The following is a 19,828-nucleotide window of genomic DNA, read 5'->3' on the forward strand; positions in this document are numbered from 1 at the left end:
TGGCCCGGGTGGCGGACCTGGCCGGCGTCGAGGCGAGCGGCCTGCATGCCTGGCTGGGCCCGGCGATCGGCCCGCGCGTCTTCGAGGTCGGCGCCGACGTGCACGCGGCATTCGCCGATGCGGCGCTGCCGGACGAGCGCGATGCGACCGCGCGCGCCTTCGTCGCGATCGACGGCGCGGCGGGCAAGCACCATGCGGATCTCTACGCGCTGGCGCGCCTGCGCCTGGCGCGGCTCGGCATCACGCAGGCGACGGGTGGCACCGCCTGCACGGTGACCGAGCGCCATCGCTACTACTCCTACCGGCGCGATCGGGTCACGGGTCGCATGGCCGCGATGATCTGGATCAACGACTAGAAGCCTGGCGAGTGGGCCGGCAGCACGGGGGATCGCCTCTCCACGGCCCCTCGCTCATATCGATACGGGTATTTCTTGCCTGGCCCGGTACAAATGCCGGGGACTTTTTGCTGCGGCGCGTGACATGATTCCCGTCACGGAACCCGGTTAGGCTGAACCGGCTCCAAGCCACTCGCACGTCGCCTCGGGCCGGGCCTCGCCGACGATGTTGCGACGGATTGCCGCATAGTCGCGGCCTCGCGCGTTTTCCCCCGCGGCAGCGCATGGGGGAAAACGATAATGATAAAACTACTGCACTGCGGCAGAATCGTGAAGCCACCTCCAGCGTATGACGGCCGGCAGGTCGCGTCGCCGGCAGGTCGTTGACGCAGGATGTCCAGATGCACAGCCAGGAATCACCGGTAAGGCAGGTATGACAGCACCGAAAAATTCGTCGACTTCCTCACAAGCGGACTTCAATCCGGGGCGCCAGACGGCCGATGCGTCCCAGCCGATTCAACAGATGTTCCAGCAGTGGCTCGACGCATGGGGCCGCTTCGCGCAGCCCCTGCGCGCCGCGGCCAGTCAGTCTGCGCAAGCGAATCCGGCTGCTTCCTTTCCCTTTCCGTTCGCCATGCCCAAGCTGCCCGAGTGGTCGGCCGCGGGTGGTGCACCGTTTGCAGCTCAATTCGGCAATCCGTTCGGCGGCCAGTTCGGCGCGGCCTTTCCCGGCGGCGCGGCGCTGCCGGGCATGTCGCTGCCGGTCGCCTCGGTGCCGCCGGCGCGGCTGCAGCAGCTACAGGCCGACTATGCGCGCGAGAGCGCCGAGCTGTTCCGCAAGGCGACCGCCTCGCAGCTCGAGGCGCCCGAGCTGAAGGACCGGCGCTTCAGCGCCGAGGCCTGGAAGGCTTCGCCCGCGCATGCTTTCACGGCTGCCTGGTACCTGCTCAACGCGCGCTACCTGCAGGCGCTCGCCGAGGCGGTCGAGACCGATGCCAAGACGCACGAGCGGATTCTGTTCGCGGTGCAGCAGTGGACCGCGGCACTGTCGCCGAGCAACTTCCTGGCGCTGAATCCCGAGGCGCAGAAGAGCGTGCTCGACACGCAGGGCGAAAGCCTGCGGCAGGGCATGATGAACCTGCTCGGCGATCTGCAACGCGGCAAGATTTCGCAGACCGACGAATCGCAATTCGTGGTCGGCAAGAACCTCGCGAACACGCCCGGCGCGGTGGTGTTCGAGAACGACCTGATCCAGCTGATCCAGTACCAGCCGGTCACGGCGACCGTCTACGAGCGGCCCCTGCTGATCGTGCCGCCCTGCATCAACAAGTTCTACATCCTCGACCTGCAGCCCGAGAATTCGCTGGTCGCGCATGCGCTGGCCAGCGGCCACCAGGTCTACCTGGTGTCGTGGCGCAATGCCGATGCGTCGATCGCGGCCAAGGGCTGGGACGACTACATGAACGAGGGCGTGCTGGCCGCGATCGACACGATCCAGCAGATCAGCGGCCGCGAGCAGATCAACGCGCTCGGCTTCTGCGTGGGCGGCACCATGCTGGCCACCGCGCTCGCGGTGTTGGCCGCGCGCGGCGAACACCCGGTAGCCTCGATGACGCTGCTCACCGCGATGCTCGACTTCACCGATACCGGCGTGCTCGACGTGTTCGTCGACGAGGCGCACGTGCAGATGCGCGAGCAGTCGATCGGCGGCAAGCACGGCACGGCGCCGGGCCTGATGCATGGCGTGGAGTTCGCCAATACCTTCTCGTTCCTGCGGCCCAACGATCTGGTCTGGAACTACGTGGTCGACAACTACCTCAAGGGCCGCACGCCGGCGCCGTTCGACCTGTTGTACTGGAACAGCGACTCGACCAACCTGCCGGGCCCGATGTATGCCTGGTACCTGCGCCACACCTACCTCGAGAACAAGCTGCGCGAGCCCGGCGCGCTCAACGTGTGCGGCGAGCCGGTCGACCTCACGCGCATCGACGTGCCGACCTTCATCTACGGCTCGCGCGAGGATCACATCGTGCCCTGGCAGACCGCCTACGCCTCGACCTCGCTGCTGACCGGGCCGCTGCGCTTCGTGCTCGGCGCCTCGGGCCACATCGCGGGCGTGATCAATCCGCCGGCCAAGAACAAGCGCAGCTACTGGAGCTTCGACGCGCCCGACGCCAAGGAGCTGCCGGAGCAGGCGCAGGAGTGGTTCGACGCGGCGACCGAGCACCCGGGCAGCTGGTGGCCGGAATGGATCGACTGGCTCGATCAATACGGCGGCCGCAAGACCAAGCCGCGCGCCTCGCTGGGTTCGGCGCACTTCCCGGTGATCGAGCCGGCACCCGGGCGCTACGTCCTGGTAAGGAATTGAAGCAGGAGCATTGACGGATCGCGACAGGCGGCGCACGCTGGCCGTCTGTGCCCCGGCATTTTTTCAATGGAGCGGGTCGCGGTGCGGGCCTGGAGGATGAAGACATGACTGACGTAGTGATCGTATCGGCCGCGCGCACCGCGGTCGGCAAATTCGGTGGTTCGCTGGCCAAGATCGCCGCGCCGGAACTGGGCGCGAGCGTGATTCGCGCCGTGCTGGAACGCAGCGGTGTGGCGCCTGACCAGATCAGCGAAGTGATCATGGGCCAGGTGCTGACGGCCGCATCGGGTCAGAACCCGGCGCGCCAGGCCGTGATCAAGGCGGGCCTGCCCACCGCCGTGCCCGGCATGACCATCAACAAGGTCTGCGGCTCCGGCCTCAAGGCCGTGATGCTGGCCGCCAACGCGATCATCGCGGGCGACGCCGAGATCGTCATCGCGGGCGGCCAGGAGAACATGAGCGCGGCTCCGCACGTGCTGCCGGGCTCGCGCGACGGCTTCCGGATGGGCGACGCCAAGCTGGTCGACAGCATGATCGTGGACGGCCTCTGGGACGTCTACAACAACTACCACATGGGCATCACCGCCGAGAACGTGGCCAAGGAATACGGCATCACGCGCGAGGCCCAGGACGCCTTCGCGGCGCTCTCGCAGAACAAGGCCGAGGCCGCCCAGAAGTCGGGCCGCTTCGACGACGAGATCGTCCCGATCGAGATCCCGCAGCGCAAGGGCGAGCCGATCCGCTTCGCCAGCGACGAGTTCGTGCGCCACGGCGTGACGGCCGAGTCGCTGGCGGGCCTCAAGCCCGCCTTCTCGAAGGAAGGTTCGGTGACGGCGGCCAATGCCTCGGGCCTCAACGACGGCGCCGCCGCGGTGCTGGTGATGTCGGCCGAGAAGGCCAAGGCGCTCGGCCTCACGCCGCTCGCGCGCATCAAGGCCTACGCCAATGCCGGCGTCGATCCGAAGGTGATGGGCATGGGCCCGGTGCCGGCCTCGCGCCGCTGCCTGGAGCGCGCCGGCTGGTCGGTCGGCGATCTCGACCTGATGGAGATCAACGAGGCCTTCGCGGCGCAGGCGCTCGCCGTGCACCAGCAGATGGGCTGGGATACCTCGAAGGTGAACGTGAACGGCGGTGCGATCGCGATCGGTCATCCGATCGGCGCATCGGGCTGCCGGATCCTGGTCACGCTGCTGCACGAGATGCAGAAGCGCGATGCGAAGCGCGGCCTCGCATCGCTGTGTATCGGCGGCGGGATGGGCGTGGCGCTGGCGGTCGAGCGCCCGTGACGCCGCCGCGCGGCGCGGTGGGAGCGCGCCGCGCTTGAACCAGGCAGACGACGAAGGAAGCGCCGTCCGGCGCTTCGACAACGATAAATGGAGTGTTCAGTATGACTCAGCGAGTGGCTTACGTAACGGGCGGCATGGGCGGCATCGGGACGGGCATTTGCCAGCGTCTGCACAAGGCGGGTTTCAAGGTGGTCGCCGGCTGCGGACCGAATTCGCCGCGCCGCGCGAAGTGGATCGAGGACCAGAAGGCCCTGGGCTTCGATTTCTACGCCTCCGAGGGTAACGTCGGCGACTGGGAGTCGACCAAGCTCGCCTTCGACAAGGTCAAGGCCGAGGTGGGCGAGGTCGACGTGCTGGTCAACAACGCCGGCATCACGCGCGACGTGGTGTTCCGCAAGATGACGCTGGAAGACTGGCAGGCCGTGATCGACACGAACCTGACCAGCCTGTTCAACGTGACCAAGCAGGTGATCGACGGCATGGTCGAGCGCGGCTGGGGCCGGGTGATCAACATCTCGTCGGTGAACGGCCAGAAAGGCCAGTTCGGCCAGACCAACTACTCGACCGCCAAGGCCGGCATCCACGGCTTCTCCATGTCGCTGGCGCAGGAAGTGGCGACCAAGGGCGTGACGGTCAACACCGTGTCGCCGGGCTACATCGGCACCGACATGGTCAAGGCGATCCGCCCCGACGTGCTCGAGAAGATCGTCGCGACGATTCCGGTGCGCCGACTCGGCTCGCCCGACGAGATCGCCTCGATCGTCTCCTGGCTCGCTTCGGACGAATCGGGCTTCGCCACGGGCGCCGACTTCTCGCTCAACGGCGGTCTGCACATGGGCTGAGCCTGCTGGCGCGGCCGCCGTGTGGGGCAGGCCGCGCCGCGGGCTCGACAGATTCCGAGTGCGTTCCGTCCGGCCGCGCGCCGTCGCGGCGGCGAGCGCTGTCATCGCGCCACCCCGGCGCTCACAGGTGTTCCATGACTACTACAAAGAAGACTGCCGAACGACTCATCAAGAAGTACCCGAATCGCCGGCTGTACGACACCGAAACGAGCACGTACATCACGCTGACCGATGTGAAGCAGCTCGTGCTCGAGCAGGAGGATTTCAAGGTCGTCGACGCGAAGAGCAGCGAGGACCTCACGCGCAGCATCCTGCTGCAGATCATCCTGGAGGAGGAAAGCGGCGGCGTGCCGATGTTCTCCTCGTCGATGCTCTCGCAGATCATCCGCTTCTACGGCCATGCGATGCAGGGCATGATGGGCACCTACCTGGAAAAGAACATCCAGGCCTTCATCGACATCCAGAACAAGCTCGCCGACCAGTCGAAGAATCTCTACGATGGCAGCAACGCGATGAACCCCGAGGTCTGGTCGCAATTCATGAACATGCAGGCGCCGATGATGCAGGGCATGATGACCAGCTACATCGAGCAGTCGAAGAACATGTTCGTGCAGATGCAGGAACAGATGCAGAGCCAGGCGAAATCGATGTTCAGCTCGTTCCCGTTCAAGCAGCCGACGCCGTCGGACGATCCCGACAAGAAATAAGCAGCAACGGGGCCATCGGATGATGGCCCGGTATCGAAACGGCCCGCCTGGTGCGGGCCTTTGTCATGTCCGGCGCTCGCATGCGAGTGCCACGCCATGGTCGAACGCGCCGCCGCAGAGTCGTCTCCGGCGGCGCGTTCGCTTGGGCTCAGGCCAAGTCCTCGCTGAAGTCGGCGTAGGCCTCCACCTCGTGATGCCGGCGCCCGTGCTGGCGCTTCAGCGCGCGCAGCTCAAGCGTCGCCTCGCAGAACGCGTCGCGCAGGCGGCGGATCTGATCCTCGAAATCCTGTCGTTCCTTGAGCAGGTTGGCGACGTAGCGGTCGACCGGGCGCCGGGCTTCGTGCAGCGACAGCGATGGCTCGCAGGCGACGTCGATCGGTGCCAGCGAGGCGTCGATCGTCGCGAGCGGGCTCGCGCCGCCGGGCAGGGCGATCGGGCCGGCGGCGGGCGGTGTCGGCTCTGGCGCCTCGCTGCCCGGCGTGCTCGCCGTGTCGACGCGATTGAGCAGGCAGCGGTAGCCATAGCCGTAGAGCGAGAGGATTTCGCAGCCGTGGCTGCCGTCGAGCTGCAGTTTCTTGCGGATCCGGCTCACATGAGTGGCGACCGTGCGCGTGTCGATGTCGCTTTGCAATTTCCAGATCCGATTCAATAAGGTTTCATGTGAAATCAATTGATCCGGATGTCGGAAAAAATAGGCGGCCAATTCGAATTCCTTGCGAGTCAGATTGACCGATTCGCCATGCAGCCGAATCTTCGCGGTTTTCGTATCGAGCGAATAAGCGCCGAAATCGGCACGGTCATTCGAATCGCCTGCATATCGCATGGCCGCGGTTATGATGCGTGACTGGACTTCGGCCTCGCGCATCGGACGCACCAGATAATCGTCGGCGCCGGCTTTCAGCGCCTCGGCGGCCGATTGGCAGGTGTCGCGCGCCGTCATCGCGACGATCGGCACGTGCCAGTCGAAGTGATGCCGGGCCCAGGCGATCAGGTCGATGCCCGACAGATCGGGCAGCACCACGTCGACCAGCAGGAGTTCGAAATCGTTGCGCCTGAGCGCGGCAAAAAAATTATTTCCAGTCTTGAAGAATTCAGGCTGATGACCGTCATTTCGCAACCACGATTCCAGTTGCTTGGTTTGATTGGCCGGACCGCCGAGAATGGCGACTTTCATCGTTTCTCGCCTCGTTCGGTATAGATGCGATTGAAGATAGGAGCCGTTTTTTGCAGTATCCCGTCATGCTAAATCGCTTCGATTGGTAATTTGTAACGAAAAGATACAGGCTGTTGCAGCCATCGGACCCTGAAAGAATCGATTGGAAAGTCCGTCGCAAAAATCGGAGGAAAGGCGCACAGGCCAATAAACCGAGCGATCCGGGAAAGCACGAAGGCCGCGGGCATGTCCGTTGCGATGCGGCATTTTTCGTGCGGCGGCCGGCGTTGGCGGGTCGAACCCGCTGTAACGAATCGTTGCAGTCTGGCGGGCTGCGCATGCGGCGGCGCAAAAGCCGGTCCCGCGCCGCGAGAGGGCAGGCGCATCCATCGCGCGGCGGTAGTGCCCGCTCAGTCTTCCATCGAGGCGCGGCCGTCGTTCAGATGCACGCTGGCCCGATCGCTTTTCACCAGTTCGGCGAGCAGGCTCGCGCGTGCCTCGGGCGTGGCCGAGTGCAGTTCGCCGGCAAGCGCGCCCGATTCGGGCAGCCTCACCCAGCCGACGATCGCCGAATCCGGCACGCGCGTGGCATTGACGGTCGCGCCGGTCGGATCGTCGTGCCCGTCGGCGGCTTGCCCGGCCTGCAGATGACCGGCCTCGGCCAACGTATGGGTCAGGTCGTAGGCGCGATCGGTTTCGGCGAAGCGCCGCGTGTCGATCAGGTAGACGTAGCCGCGTTCGCCGGCGCCGCCGCCAGCGGCCTGGGATAGCGCCGTGGACGCGACTTTCGAGGTGGCGACGCCGGATTGCCCGGGATTGCCCTTGTGCTCGCCGAGTCCCTGCGCTTCCAGCAGGTTCGCGTCCTCGTCGAGCGGGCGGGCGCTGCGAAAGCCGCCGTCCAGCCGCAACTGGTTCGGCGAACGCGTATCGCCGCGATAGACGAGGCCGCGATAGCCATACAGCGTTTCCTGCCCGGGAGATACCGTCGAGCGGCCGAGCGCGATGGTCTGGCCCGCGCGCCCCGTTTCGGTGATGAAGCGCCGCAGGTCGGCGAGGCTGTGAATTTCGTCGGTGGCCTGCGCCGAACTCGAGGCGGCGGCGCCGGTCGCGAGGCGCGAAGACGAGGCCGCGGCCTGCGTGGTGGGCGGCGCGGCGCGACTGACCGCCGAGGCGGGCAGCAAGGCCTCGCCATCGGGCAGGTCGATGCCGACCGAGCCGAGCAGGTCCTTCGAGAAGGAGCCGAATTCCAGCTCGGGCAGCCAGTCGCGAGGCTCGTCGTTACCCGTGACGACGGCGTTCGGATCCTGGCGACGGCGCCCCGCGCGCAGCGGCTGGTGCGTCGTGTCTCCCGGCACGGCATTGGGCACGCGCGCCGGGCCGTTGCCGCGCGAATGCGAACGAGCCGCGCGTGCATCGTCGCCGGGCGCGTCGGACGACGTGCTGCCATCGGTCGACGAGCTCGTGCCCGGCGGCTGCCGATCGGCCGGTTGATGCGTCGCGCCGAGCTTTGCGGCATCGCCGCCATGCAGCACGAAGCTGCGCCCGGTCTGCTGATCGTGAACCAGCACGGCGGCGATCCGTGAGGCATCGGCGATGCCGTCGCCGCCCGCGATCGTCGGATGCCCGCCGCCCGAGGCCTTGACGATTTTCGCGGTGGCGCCCGGTTTGCCGAAGGTGGCGGCCGCGATCCGCACGATCGTGTCGGCATCGCGCGTCACGTCGACGTGACGATCGGCCTGGCCGGCGGTGACCTCGGCCAACACGCGCCGGCGTGCTTCCATCACCTTGCGCGAGCCGGCACTCGGCGAGGGCGCCGTGCTGCCCGACAACTGCTGGTGCAGGGCATGCAGCATCGAATCGAGCCCGGGCGAACCGGCGTTATCGATCACATGCGCGCCCGCCTGCTCGAGGCCGAGGCGCCAGGTCAGCGGTTCCCGCGCGTTCGCTGGGTGCTCCGGCATGCGCTCGGCCAGCCTGGTGGCGGCGGCGACACCACGCGGGTCGAGCACGGCATTCGAGAAGCGTCGCCGCAGGTTTTCGCCGAACAGATGCGAGTTGAGCCAGTCGGCGGCCTCGGCCGGAGGTTTGGCGGCGAGTTCCTGGATCTCGGTTTCGCTGAAGCGGAAATCGCGCAAGGTATTGCGCGCGTCCGCCGGGCTGGCCGTGCCGTCGAGGCCGGCCAGTTGCGCGCCGAACAGGCGGGTCGCGTAGACGGGATTGTCCTGCGCGAAACGCGTGGCGAGCTGCTCGGCAATGTGCTCGGGAGCTTGGCCCTGGTAGGCGCGCGTATCGAAGCCGAGTTGCGCGTCGAGGGCCGCGGTATTGCCGCCCGCCGAAAGCCGTTGCGCCAGCGCCGGCAGCGACGCCTTGGGATTGAGCGCGGCGTCTTCGAGGAAATGCCGATTCAGTTGCGCATACACCTGATCCGCCGTGGCGTCGGCCGCGACCTGCGCCAGTTGCGGATTGCCGCTCGCGCGCGCCTCGTCCTGCAGGAAGGCGCGGGCGGCTGCCTGTTGCGCGGCATTGCCGCTCGCGCCCGTGCTCTGCTCGGCGAGCACGCGCAGGGCGATTCGGGCATTGGCGTCGGGCGCGTGATCCTTGAGCAGGGCCTGGGCCGCTGCCGTGTCGCCCGAGCGCTGCAGCGCGTCGAGCTTGCCGATCTGCGCCGTCGAGAGTGCCAGCGCGTCCTTCATGAACTTCGCGGGATCGGCGAGCCTGGCCGGATCGGCCTGGCCTTCGGCGATCCGTGCGTGGATCGTCGGCATCGCGCGCAGCAGGGCTTCCTCGCGCATCGAGGCGTCGATCGGCCGGGCCTTGCGCGCGTTGATCTCGGCGACGACGCCGCGCCGTCCTGCGTAGGCGAGGTAGACCGGGCTCATGACTGCGCGCGAGGCGCTGATGCCGGCGCCCGCGGCCGGATTGACAGCGAGCTCGGCGATCGTCAGCGCGCCGATGGCGGTGCCGTAGCCCATCTGGATCTTCGCGTGCCGCTTCTCCTCCTTCAGCGAGTCGAGCTTGAGGTCCTGGTGCGCGAGGATATGCGCGCGCAGCGTATCCGGCACCGCCGGGCGCGCGTGCGTGCGACCCGTCTGCAGCGGCAGCACCTTCTCGTTGTAGCGCAGCTTCAGTGCGGCGAGGCGGTCGACGCTGGCGCCCTTCGCGAACTGCGAGACCAGCGCGGCGCGGATGTCGGCGCGTTGCGGCCTGGTGGTCGGCAGCGTCGCGTCGGCTTTCCAGAATCGCCACGAACCGAAGTGCAGGGCGGCGTGCAGCTTGCTCCTGTCCTCGGCCGGCAGGGCCTGGTAGTGCTGGATGAAGCCCGCCGCGTCGCCCGATGCCGCGATCGCGCGCAGGCTGCCCGGCGCGAATTCGGCCGTGTCGATCCCCGCCGCGCGCATCTGCGTCTCGACGGCCGCGACCGCCGGCGCCATCGGTCGGCCCAGCGCCTCGGCGCGCGCCGTCTTCAACTGGTCCATCACGGCCTCGGTGCGCCCGGGCCGCACCTCCATCCCGATGAAGGCGTCGATCACCGCCTCGCGCGCGCCGCGCCGCATGCTGGCGGTGTTGATGTTGCTGGTGCGGCCCAGGTTCAGCACCTGCATCATGTTGCGCTCGCCGGGAAAGTGCAGGACCTGGCGCAGCTTCTGCTGGCCGGCCAGGCCGAGCGTGGCGTGATGCGCGAGGAAGCGCGCGATCTCGGGTTCGCTGCGCGTGCGCAGGATCGAGTAGACGTTGGCGTCGAGCTTGTCGCTCGCGAACAGCGCGTCGAGCTGGCGCGTCGCGGCGCTGCCGACATCCTGGCGCGCGCTGGGCGGGCGGGTGACGGCCGAGCGCAGCGCCTGCATGCGGTCCACCGACTGGTTGACGCCGCGGTTCTGCAGCGCACCGGCGCCGATGTAGGCGCCGCCGCCGGCCAGGCCCAGGGCCCCGTCGGCCGTCAGGGCGCCGCTGCCGTAGAGCGATTTGCCGTGGTCCGCGGCGCTGTGGATGCGGCCCGCGAGGCCGGCGGCGCCGAGGCCGACATCGCGGATCGCGCCCGGGGTCGCCTTGGCCAGCGCCTCCTTGGCTTGCGCGTGGGCGCTCAGCGCATCGTTGCCGGCGAGGGTGCCGGGCCGGGCCTGCTTCGCGTCGGCGTGGGTCTGCGAGACCTTCAGCGTCTTGTTCGCGTAACCGACGCCGGTCGAGACGATATCGAGCGTCTGCGGCAGCATGCCGACGCCGTTGGCGGCGCTCGAAACGGCCTGGGTGGCCGGGTTGGCGCCGTGGAAGGTGCTGACTATCCCGTTGACGGCCGAAGTGGCGTTATTGGCGGCCCAGAGTTCGTAGCCGGCGGAGGCGGTCGGGCCGATCACCGCTTCGGTCTTGGCGAGCGCGGCGCGCGTGCGGTGCTGGTTTTCCTTGCTGCCGCGGTTTTCGTCACCGGCCGCCTTGCGGGTGCCCATGCGCGAGGCCAGGCTGGACAGTGCGTCGAGCGGGCCGCGGCGTGACTGCTGGCTTGGGGCGGGGGCGGCGGGAGTTGTCGACGAGCCCGGATGGGCGGTGCTTGCGGCGGGATCGCCAGGGGCGGTCGCCGAAGGCGAAGACGGCAGGCGATTGACTGGCGGCGGCATCCGGGCTCTCAGACGGGCATCGATGTTGGTATGGGCGCCGGACCGGCCGGTGCCGTGCGCGTATGACCAGAGAGTGGCGCATGCCGAAAAACATGTCATCTGGATGACAGGAAGCCGTGTCGCGGGATGCGAAGCGGGACCATGGCATGCGTGTCTGGGAGTTATTAGCAGTTCGCATCGACGGCCGGCCATGTGCTTATCTGCTACTGGTCGGCCATCCGCTGACGGCGATAATCAATCGTCCCGCCGGAATGCACCAAGCCGAGTGCGGGCCGGTGATGTCAATGGATCAGTGGGCCCGATGCAGATTCCGGCGCGAATCGCGCCGGGTACCCACTCTCTAAGGATGGCTGATGCATTGGACGTGATCAACGCATCGGTTTTCGCAGTGCAATCGCGATTTCCGACTCGAGCCATGCCGAAGGCAGTTGTGGGCAGATTTCCTGCATCAATGCATGGTATCTACCGGCCAAGGTCGTCGCCTGCCAAGTCGCCCACTCAGGTTGCGTGCCCCTGCGATAGTCCCATTCGCCCGATGTCCATAACTGTTCGACCGGACAGGATTCGACCGGCCCGATGGCGATCTGAAAATCGTGAATGCTTATGCCGCGGCCCCAGCGTGCGAGACGAACGTCTGCGTCAGAGACAGCGACGTCGAACTCCTTATTGAAGCCTTCCCTTCCTGTATGTTTTGCGTAGTCGATGGCCACATCGTTTGGAAGCCAATGAAAAAAATTGGTGAACGACGTATGTTCATCGAAATACCAAAGGCGATTCGGGCTGTCGACGACGACCAAGTGCCCCCCGGGGCTCAATAGCAGCCACGCTGCTTGCAAAGTCTGGATCCGCTCGGAGTAGGTCATGTGCTCGAGCGATGCGAAGTAGACGACCATGTCGAACTGTTTGCCCTTGAATGTCTCGCCAACTTCCTCGGCGTTCCCCAGATTGAAGTCGGTTAAGTGATCCAGCCCGTGTAATCTAGACCTGATTCGGGCGACTTCCAATCCCGCAGCGTTGATGTCGATCGAGAAAACGTACGCGCCTTGCTCGGCAAGAGGGATGGCTGAGGTCCCGGTTCCAGCGCCAATTTCAAGAATTTTTTGATTTTTTAAACTTGTGAAGCTTCCGATCCAGGGGATGTAGCGCTTTCTGAACCAATAGGAGCGAGTGTGAATTTCGACCTCGAATGTTTCTTCCGCCTGCGGTTGTTCATCGAAACCGGCAGGATAGATCTTCTTCAGTGCTTCGAATAGAACGGCTTCCTGGTTCGGTGACAAGGCACGATCTTCCAGCATCTGCAACTCTTTTGACATCGAGGAATCTCCCAAAAAGCTGGTCATGATTGCATGCTGTTCTCTATTTTCTGATTTTTTTGAAAAATATTAATGGATATTGTTCGTGGGTGGGATTTTTTTGTTATGCTGCGACGCGGAATTTAGGGGTTAATGAAATATGTTATGGTTGACGTTTTTTGAATAAAGCAGGCGGTCGGTGGCAGAATTTATCTTCGAATTTCGAGGTGTTTGGTGTTTGATCTGTCTGCTTGCCGGTGCCTCTCGAATTGACCACTCTTCCGGTGTAGTCGAGCCTCTTTGCGAATGAGCTCTGTGCTCGCTGCTGCGCTGATGCAAATGCGGGGGCAACGGTAACTTGCTGGAGTACTGTCGGGGGGCAGCATGTTGCTTTTACTCACCAGGTGTGTTTTCCCCTCCCGCAGCCCTAAATCGCTGTAAACTCTCGCTTTTGCCGCCACACCCCCACAAGATTCCCGATGTCCCATACCCCGAAAGTAGGGTTCGTATCGCTCGGCTGCCCCAAGGCCCTGGTCGACTCCGAACAAATCATCACCCAGCTGCGTGCCGAGGGTTACGAAATCTCAGGCACCTATGACGGCGCCGACCTGGTCGTCGTCAACACCTGCGGCTTCATCGACGATGCCGTGCAGGAGAGCCTCGACGCGATCGGCGAGGCGCTGACCGAGAACGGCAAGGTGATCGTGACCGGCTGCCTGGGCGCCAAGAAGAGCGCGAGCGGCGCCGGCCTGATCGAGGAAGTGCACCCGAAGGTGCTGGCCGTCACCGGCCCGCATGCGCTGGGCGAGGTGATGCAGGCGGTGCACAGCCACCTGCCCAAGCCGCACGACCCGTTCACCGACCTGGTGCCGGCCGCCGGCATCAAGCTCACGCCGCGCCATTACGCCTACCTGAAGATATCTGAAGGCTGCAATCACCGCTGCACCTTCTGCATCATCCCCTCGATGCGCGGCGACCTGGTCTCGCGCCCCGTCGCCGAGGTGATGCTGGAGGCGGAAAACCTGTTCAAGTCGGGCGTCAAGGAACTGCTGGTGATCTCGCAGGACACCAGCGCCTACGGGGTCGACGTCAAGTACCGCACCGGCTTCTGGAACGGCCGCCCGCTCAAGACGCGCATGACCGAGCTGGTCGCCGCGCTCGGCGAGCTGGCCGCGCAATACGGCGCCTGGGTGCGCCTGCATTACGTCTACCCGTATCCGCATGTCGACGAGGTGATCCCGCTGATGGCCGAGGGCGCCTCGCGCGGTCACGTGCTGCCTTATCTGGACGTGCCGTTCCAGCACGCCGACCCGGACGTGCTCAAGCGCATGCGCCGCCCGGCGAATGCCGAGAAGGTGCTCGACCGGGTGCGCAAGTGGCGCGAGATCTGCCCGGACCTGACGATCCGCAGCACCTTCATCGCCGGTTTTCCCGGCGAGACGGAAGCCCAGTTCGAGACCCTGCTCGACTTCATTCGCGAGGCGGAACTCGATCGCGTCGGCTGCTTCGCCTATTCGCCGGTCGAGGGCGCTACCGCCAACGAACTGGACGGTGCGCTGCCCGACGAGGTGCGCGAGGAACGCCGCGCGCGCTTCATGGAAGTGGCCGAGGAAATCTCGGCGGCGCGCATCGAGCGCAAGGTCGGCCAGACGCTGAAGGTGCTGATCGACGAAGTCAACGCCGAAGGCGGGATCGGCCGCACCGCGGCCGACGCGCCGGAAATCGACGGCGTGGTCTATGTCGAGCCGGCGCAGGGCGCCAAGCGCTACAAGGTCGGCGATTTCGTGCCGGTGATGATCACCGGCGCCGACGGCCACGATCTGTGGGGCGAGGTCGGCGCGGCATGACGGAGTCGATGGCGCCGGTGTACCCCGAAGTCCTCGCCTTCGGCGAGGCGATGGTCGAATTCAACCAGTCCCAGCCGGGGTCGCCGCAATACCTGCAGGGTTTCGGCGGCGATACCTCGAACTTCTGCATCGCGGCCGCGCGCCAGGGCGCGCGTACCGGTTTCGTGTCGGCGGTCGGCGACGACCATTTCGGCCGGCTCCTGCTCGAACTGTGGCGGCGCGAGCAGGTCGACACCGCGACGGTGCGCGTCGATCGTTCGGCGCCGACCGGCGTCTATTTCGTCTCGCACGGCGAGCATGGCCACGCCTTCGACTACCTGCGCGCCGGCTCCGCGGCGAGCCGCTACGCGAGCGGTGAGCTGCCGCTCGAGGCGATCGCGGCGGCTCGTGTGATCCATCTGTCGGGCATCAGCTTCGCGATCAGCGCGAGCGCCTGCGACGCGGCCTTCGCGGCGATCGACCATGCTCACGCGAACGGCGTGCGCGTGAGCTTCGACACCAACCTGCGGCTCAAGCTGTGGCCGCTCGCGCGGGCCCGCGCGGTGATGCTGGAGGCGCTGCGGCGCACCGACATCTGCCTGCCGAGCTGGGACGACGTGACCCTGCTGACCGGCCATGAGGAGCGCGACGCGATCGTCGATGCGCTGCTCGATTGCGGCCCGGCCGTGGTCGCGCTGAAGCTCGGCAAGGACGGCGCCTATGTCGCCACGCGCGACGAGCGGCGCCTGGTGCCGGGCTTCGCGGTCGAGGCACTCGACGCGACCGGCGCGGGCGACTGCTTCGGCGGCGCTTTCATCGCACGAATCGTGGCCGGCGACGATCCGTTCACGGCCGCGCGCTACGCCAACGCGGCAGCCGCGCTGTCCACGCGCGGTTACGGCGCGGTGGCCCCGATCCCCGAGGCGGACGCGGTCCGCGCCTTGCTCGAGGGCTGATCGCGAGCGCCGCCGGCCGTCCCCGGCGGCGGTGGTCCGCTCGAAGGAATCCTCGATCGCCGCGCCCCGCATCCGTATTACCCTGCGGGTCACCAACAGATGACATCGGAGGCACTATGCAGCAGCGCGAAGTGGTGGTGGTCAGTGGTGTGCGCACCGCGATCGGCGGTTTCGGCGGCAGCCTGAAGGAATTCTCGCCGACCCAGCTCGGCGCGCACGTGGTGCGCGAGGTGCTGGAGCGCGCGGGCGTGAACGGCGAGGAAGTCGGGCACGTGGTGTTCGGCAACGTGGTGCATACCGAGCCGCGCGACATGTACCTGGCACGCGTCGCCGCGATCGAGGGCGGCATCGCGCAGCACACGCCGGCGGTGACGGTGAACCGCCTGTGCGGCTCGGGCCTGCAGGCGATCGTCTCGGCCGCGCAGAGCGTGCTGCTCGGCGATGCCGACATCGCCGTGGCCGGCGGCGCCGAGAACATGAGCCGCGCGCCGTACACGATGCCGGCGGCGCGTTTCGGGCAGCGCATGGGCGACGCGAAGATCGTCGACATGATGCTCGGCGCGCTGCACGACCCGTTCCAGTCGATCCACATGGGCGTGACGGCCGAGAACGTGGCCGCCAGGTACGGCATCACGCGCGAGGCGCAGGACGCGCTGGCGCTCGAATCGCATCGCCGCGCCTCGCACGCGAGCCGCGCCGGCTATTTCAAGACGCAGATCCTGCCGATCGAGATCGGCTCGAAGAAGGGCACCGTGCTCTTCGATAGCGACGAGCACGTGCGCCACGACGCGAGCGCCGAGGATTTCTCCAAGCTGCGCCCGGTGTTCGCGAAGGAAAACGGCACGGTCACGGCCGGCAATGCCTCGGGCATCAACGATGCGGCCGCGGCCGTCACGCTGATGGAGCGGCGCGTGGCCGAGGCGCGCGGGCTCAAGCCGCTGGCGCGGCTGCTGTCCTACGCGCATGCCGGCGTCGATCCGGCCTACATGGGGATCGGCCCCGTGCCGGCCTCCCGGAAGGCGCTGGAAAAAGCGGGCATCCAGGTTGCGGATCTCGACGTGATCGAGGCCAACGAGGCCTTCGCCGCGCAAGCCTGCGCCGTGTCGAACGAACTCGGCTTCGATCCGGCCAAGGTCAACCCGAACGGCTCGGGCATCTCGCTGGGCCACCCGATCGGCGCGACCGGCGCGCTGATCACCGTGAAGGCGCTGTACGAACTGCACCGGATCTCGGGCCGCTACGCGCTCGTGACGATGTGCATCGGTGGCGGGCAGGGGATCGCCGCCGTGTTCGAGCGCATGGACTGATTGCCGACCCCTGGTAAAAAGGAGCAAGCCGACGTGGCAGCCGCAAGCCGAAACCGATCCCGCATCCGATCCCGACTCGCGACAGCGCTCTCCTGCGCGCTGGCAGCCGGCGCGCTGCACGCCCAGACGCATCCAAGGCAGCCGCCGGCGGCCGCTACCTCGGGCGCCTCGACCGCGGAGGCGGCGGCCGCCGCCGCGGCGGCCCCTCCCGAGCGCGACGACACGGCGCCCGCCAAGCCGCTGAAGCCGGATCCGGCGCTCGAGAAGCTGCCGCGCTACGACGGCACGCTGGGCGGCCGCGCGATCGTGGCCCATCTCGGCCCGAAGACGGACGAGCCGGGTGTGCACGGCGAATATCGCTACGCCGACACGGGCCAGGTGATCCTGCTGGCGGGCGATCGCGACGGCGATACGCTGGAGATCGAGGAGTCGAACGACGGCACCAATATCACCGGCGTCTGGGTCGGCCATTTCGATGCATCGGGCGCGTTGTCGGCCGATCGCATGAATGCCGACGAATCGGATCCGCAGCCGGTGGTGCTGCGCCCGGCCGGCGGCGCGAGCCATGCGGGGCAGACGGGGCAGACGGGGCATGCTCCGGCGCCGGCCGTGCCCGCTTCCGGTGCCGCGGCTACCGGGGCGGCGCCGCGCGCGGGGCACGCGGTCGGCGGCGTCGGCAATCTCTCCACCTCGGACTGAGCCGGCGCTGACGCAATGCAGCAAGCGGCGCGCCCCGGCCCGGCCATCGCCGAGCGGGGCGGCCGCCGCGGTGAACACCGCCTGGTCCGCCGCTGTGCCGACCTGTTTCGCGACGCCTTCGCGAACCGCATGACACTCCACCCAGCCTCGCCGGCGCGCCCGCGCCGACCGGCTCGGCGACGTCGCCGGCGACTGTACCGGGCCAAGCTTCGCGAATCGGGCTACCCTGTGCGGATCGTTTCTCCTGCCTCCTCTCCCTCATATGACCGATACCTCTTCGCCGCGCGCCCTCCAGACCCGCATCGTCCAGCCCGAAGGCGAACTGCCCGCCGGCTGGGCCTCGTTCGTCACGCCGGTGGCGCGTGCCTCGACCGTGGTGTTCCCCGATCTGGCGACGATGCGCGCGCTCGACTGGCGCGAGGACGACAAGTGGCGCTACGGCCTGCACGCCACGCCCACCGCGCTCGAACTGGCGCGCCAACTGGCCGTGATCGAGGGCGGCGCGCACGCGCTGCTGCAGCCCTCGGGGCTGGCGTCGATCATGAACGTCTATTTCGGCATCGTGAAGAGCGGCGACGACGTGCTGGTCCCGCACAACGCCTACAGCCCCAACGCCGATCTCGGCAACTGGCTGGCGCGCGATTTCGGCATCAGCGTGCGCTTCTACGATCCGCTGATCGGCGCCGGCATCGCCGAGCTGATCCGCCCCGAAACCCGCCTGCTGTGGCTGGAGGCGCCGGGCTCGGTGACCATGGAAGTGCCCGACGTGCGGGCCATCACGGCGGTGGCGCGCGCGCGCGGCGTGATCACCGCGATCGACAACACCTATTCGGCGGGCCTGGCGTTCAAGCCCTTCGAGCACGGCGTCGACATCTCGGTGCAGGCGCTCACCAAGTACCAGTCGGGCGGCAGCGACGTGCTGATGGGCGCGACCATCACGGCCGAGCGCGCGATCCACGAGCGGCTCAAGCTGGCGCGCATGCGCACCGGCCTGGGCGTGTCGGCCGACGACTGCTCGCTGGTCCTGCGCAACCTGCCGAACATGCGGCTGCGCTTCGAGGCGCACAGCCGCAGCGCGCTGGCGCTGGCCAAGTGGCTGAAGACGCGTCCCGAGATCGCCTCGGTGCTGCATCCCGAGCTGCCCGACTGCCCGGGCCACGAAGCCTTCGCGCGCGACTTCACGGGCGCGGGCGGGCTGTTCTCGGTGGTGTTCGACGCGCGTTATCGTGCCGAGCAGATCGACCGATTCGTCGAGGCGCTCGACCTGTTCGCGATCGGCTGGAGCTGGGGCGGGGCGCGCAGTCTCGCGATGCCCTACGACATCGCCTCGATGCGGCCGAGCTGGTCGCAGGGCACCCTGGTGCGCTTCTACGTCGGCCTGGAAGAAGAGGCGGACCTGCGCGCCGACATCGAACGCGCGCTGGCCGCGACGCTCGGATAAACGGCGGCATCGCCGGCCGCTCGTCGGCCGGCGCGCTGAAAAAAATGGCAGATCGGCCGGAGCCGATCTGCCATTTTTCATGGGCCTCGCGGCTTGCGCCGGGGCCGCGCGCGGCACTTCAGAACAGGCGCAGCAGGCCGTCGAGGCCGACGTGGTCGAACGCGACGCTGGCCGCCTCGCGCACCACGGGCTTGGCGCGGAACGCCACCGAGAAGCCGGCGGTGGCCATCATCGCCAGGTCGTTCGAGCCGTCGCCCATCGCGATCGCGCGCGAGGGCTCGAAGCCGAGCGTCGCGCAGGTCTCGCGCACGGTGCGCGCCTTGACCTCGGCATTGACGATCTCGCCGAGCACCTTGCCGGTCAGCTTGCCGTCGACGATCTCGAGCGTGTTGGCCCGGGTGAAGTCGAGGCCGAGCCGTGCCTTGAGCCGCTCGGTGAAGAAGCTGAAGCCGCCCGACACCAGCAGGGTCTTGAGGCCGGCGGCGCGTGCGCCGGCCAGCATCGCCTCGGCGCCCGGCGACAGTTGCAGCCGCTCCTCGTAGACACGTTCCAGCGCGCTGGCCTCGAGCCCGGCCAGCAGCGCGACGCGGCGCGTCAGGCTCTCGTTGAAATCCTTGATCTCGCCGCGCATCGAGGCTTCGGTGATCGCGGCGACCTCGGCCTTGAGGCCGCAGAAATCGGCGATCTCGTCGATGCACTCGATGGTGATCAGCGTCGAATCCATGTCCATCGCGACCAGCCCGAAATCGCCGAGCCGGCGGCCCGCCTCGACGAAGGCGTAATCGAGGCCGTGGGTGCCGCAATAGACGGCGAGGTCGGGCGCCTGCGCGCGCTGCGCGCCCTCGATGCGGATCGCCTGTTCGTCGATCGAGGCGAGGCCGGTGCCGCGTGCCAGCGCGAGCAGGGTTTTGTGGTGGACCGGGGACAGCGGCGCGGGGCTCTGGATGACGAGATTCGTGGTCATGACGGGTCGCGTGAGACGGGAACGGCGCGCCTCGCGCGCCGG

The 19,828-nt window shown here is 67.4% G+C and carries 14 protein-coding genes; 10 read left to right on the top strand and 4 right to left on the bottom strand.

The window, feature by feature from the left end:
• The 5 genes from F3J10_RS14500 to phaR all read left to right on the top strand — a co-directional run.
• Positions 1 to 356 (top strand): laccase domain-containing protein (locus F3J10_RS14500; protein WP_205200296.1); only part of this gene is annotated, 356 nt, incomplete at its 5' end.
• Positions 357 to 768: 412 nt separating this feature from the next.
• On the top strand, positions 769 to 2,703 hold the full coding sequence (gene phaC, locus F3J10_RS14505) for a class I poly(R)-hydroxyalkanoic acid synthase (RefSeq protein WP_167242361.1): 1,935 nt from the start codon (positions 769 to 771) through the stop codon (positions 2,701 to 2,703).
• A 104-nt stretch (positions 2,704 to 2,807) separates the two neighbouring features.
• Positions 2,808 to 3,989: an acetyl-CoA C-acetyltransferase gene (locus tag F3J10_RS14510; RefSeq protein ID WP_025097675.1), complete on the top strand. Its 1,182-nt coding sequence runs from the start codon at positions 2,808 to 2,810 to the stop codon at positions 3,987 to 3,989.
• Positions 3,990 to 4,090: 101 nt separating this feature from the next.
• On the top strand, positions 4,091 to 4,831 hold the full coding sequence (locus F3J10_RS14515) for a 3-ketoacyl-ACP reductase (protein WP_025097676.1): 741 nt from the start codon (positions 4,091 to 4,093) through the stop codon (positions 4,829 to 4,831).
• A gap of 134 nt (positions 4,832 to 4,965) precedes the next feature.
• On the top strand, positions 4,966 to 5,538 hold the full coding sequence (gene phaR / locus F3J10_RS14520; RefSeq protein WP_025097677.1) for a polyhydroxyalkanoate synthesis repressor PhaR: 573 nt from the start codon (positions 4,966 to 4,968) through the stop codon (positions 5,536 to 5,538).
• Between the two features lie 148 nt (positions 5,539 to 5,686).
• On the opposite strand, the gene F3J10_RS14525 is transcribed toward phaR, so the two are convergent.
• The 3 genes from F3J10_RS14525 to F3J10_RS14535 form a co-directional block, all read right to left on the bottom strand.
• Positions 5,687 to 6,712 carry a response regulator transcription factor gene (locus tag F3J10_RS14525; RefSeq protein ID WP_167242362.1) on the bottom strand — a complete coding sequence of 342 codons (1,026 nt, stop codon included), beginning with the start codon at positions 6,710 to 6,712 and terminating at the stop codon, positions 5,687 to 5,689.
• Positions 6,713 to 7,101: 389 nt separating this feature from the next.
• Positions 7,102 to 11,493, bottom strand: a complete 4,392-nt coding sequence (locus F3J10_RS14530) for a hypothetical protein (protein ID WP_167242363.1) — start codon at positions 11,491 to 11,493, stop codon at positions 7,102 to 7,104.
• A 176-nt stretch (positions 11,494 to 11,669) separates the two neighbouring features.
• A complete protein-coding gene (locus tag F3J10_RS14535; RefSeq protein ID WP_167242364.1) occupies positions 11,670 to 12,641 on the bottom strand; it encodes a class I SAM-dependent methyltransferase in 972 nt (323 codons plus the stop codon).
• A 431-nt stretch (positions 12,642 to 13,072) separates the two neighbouring features.
• Here F3J10_RS14535 and rimO point away from each other — a divergent pair, with 431 nt between their 5' ends.
• From rimO to F3J10_RS14560, 5 genes are all read left to right on the top strand, one after another.
• Positions 13,073 to 14,440, top strand: coding sequence for a 30S ribosomal protein S12 methylthiotransferase RimO (rimO, locus tag F3J10_RS14540; RefSeq protein ID WP_167242365.1), 1,368 nt, complete (start codon positions 13,073 to 13,075; stop codon positions 14,438 to 14,440).
• 8 nt (positions 14,441 to 14,448) lie between these two features.
• Positions 14,449 to 15,375, top strand: coding sequence for a sugar kinase (locus F3J10_RS14545; protein ID WP_167242374.1), 927 nt, complete (start codon positions 14,449 to 14,451; stop codon positions 15,373 to 15,375).
• Positions 15,376 to 15,491: 116 nt separating this feature from the next.
• Positions 15,492 to 16,682 carry a beta-ketothiolase BktB gene (gene bktB, locus F3J10_RS14550; RefSeq protein WP_167242366.1) on the top strand — a complete coding sequence of 397 codons (1,191 nt, stop codon included), beginning with the start codon at positions 15,492 to 15,494 and terminating at the stop codon, positions 16,680 to 16,682.
• 99 nt (positions 16,683 to 16,781) lie between these two features.
• Positions 16,782 to 17,381, top strand: coding sequence for a hypothetical protein (locus tag F3J10_RS14555; RefSeq protein ID WP_205200298.1), 600 nt, complete (start codon positions 16,782 to 16,784; stop codon positions 17,379 to 17,381).
• 262 nt (positions 17,382 to 17,643) lie between these two features.
• The gene (locus F3J10_RS14560) at positions 17,644 to 18,822 is read left to right on the top strand and encodes a cystathionine beta-lyase (protein ID WP_025097685.1); all 1,179 of its coding nucleotides are present in this window, start codon (positions 17,644 to 17,646) and stop codon (positions 18,820 to 18,822) included.
• 118 nt (positions 18,823 to 18,940) lie between these two features.
• Here F3J10_RS14560 and serB read toward each other — a convergent pair whose 3' ends face one another.
• A complete protein-coding gene (serB, locus tag F3J10_RS14565) occupies positions 18,941 to 19,786 on the bottom strand; it encodes a phosphoserine phosphatase SerB (protein ID WP_025097686.1) in 846 nt (281 codons plus the stop codon).
• Positions 19,787 to 19,828 lie beyond the last annotated feature (42 nt).

The organism is Burkholderia sp. Cy-637, from assembly GCF_011753175.1.
GTDB classification, from domain to species: domain Bacteria; phylum Pseudomonadota; class Gammaproteobacteria; order Burkholderiales; family Burkholderiaceae; genus Burkholderia; species Burkholderia gladioli.

Bases quoted from the DNA above. Each gene is read 5' to 3' on its own strand.
- F3J10_RS14535 (WP_167242364.1), bottom strand. From the start codon at position 12,641: ATGACCAGCTTTTTGGGAGATTCCTCGATGTCAAAAGAGTTGCAGATG.
- F3J10_RS14525 (WP_167242362.1), bottom strand. From the start codon at position 6,712: ATGAAAGTCGCCATTCTCGGCGGTCCGGCCAATCAAACCAAGCAACTG.
- F3J10_RS14560 (WP_025097685.1), top strand. From the start codon at position 17,644: ATGACCGATACCTCTTCGCCGCGCGCCCTCCAGACCCGCATCGTCCAG.
- F3J10_RS14545 (WP_167242374.1), top strand. From the start codon at position 14,449: ATGGCGCCGGTGTACCCCGAAGTCCTCGCCTTCGGCGAGGCGATGGTC.
- rimO (WP_167242365.1), top strand. From the start codon at position 13,073: ATGTCCCATACCCCGAAAGTAGGGTTCGTATCGCTCGGCTGCCCCAAG.
- serB (WP_025097686.1), bottom strand. From the start codon at position 19,786: ATGACCACGAATCTCGTCATCCAGAGCCCCGCGCCGCTGTCCCCGGTC.
- phaC (WP_167242361.1), top strand. From the start codon at position 769: ATGACAGCACCGAAAAATTCGTCGACTTCCTCACAAGCGGACTTCAAT.
- phaR (WP_025097677.1), top strand. From the start codon at position 4,966: ATGACTACTACAAAGAAGACTGCCGAACGACTCATCAAGAAGTACCCG.
- F3J10_RS14510 (WP_025097675.1), top strand. From the start codon at position 2,808: ATGACTGACGTAGTGATCGTATCGGCCGCGCGCACCGCGGTCGGCAAA.
- F3J10_RS14530 (WP_167242363.1), bottom strand. From the start codon at position 11,493: ATGGCCGGCCGTCGATGCGAACTGCTAATAACTCCCAGACACGCATGC.
- F3J10_RS14515 (WP_025097676.1), top strand. From the start codon at position 4,091: ATGACTCAGCGAGTGGCTTACGTAACGGGCGGCATGGGCGGCATCGGG.
- bktB (WP_167242366.1), top strand. From the start codon at position 15,492: ATGCAGCAGCGCGAAGTGGTGGTGGTCAGTGGTGTGCGCACCGCGATC.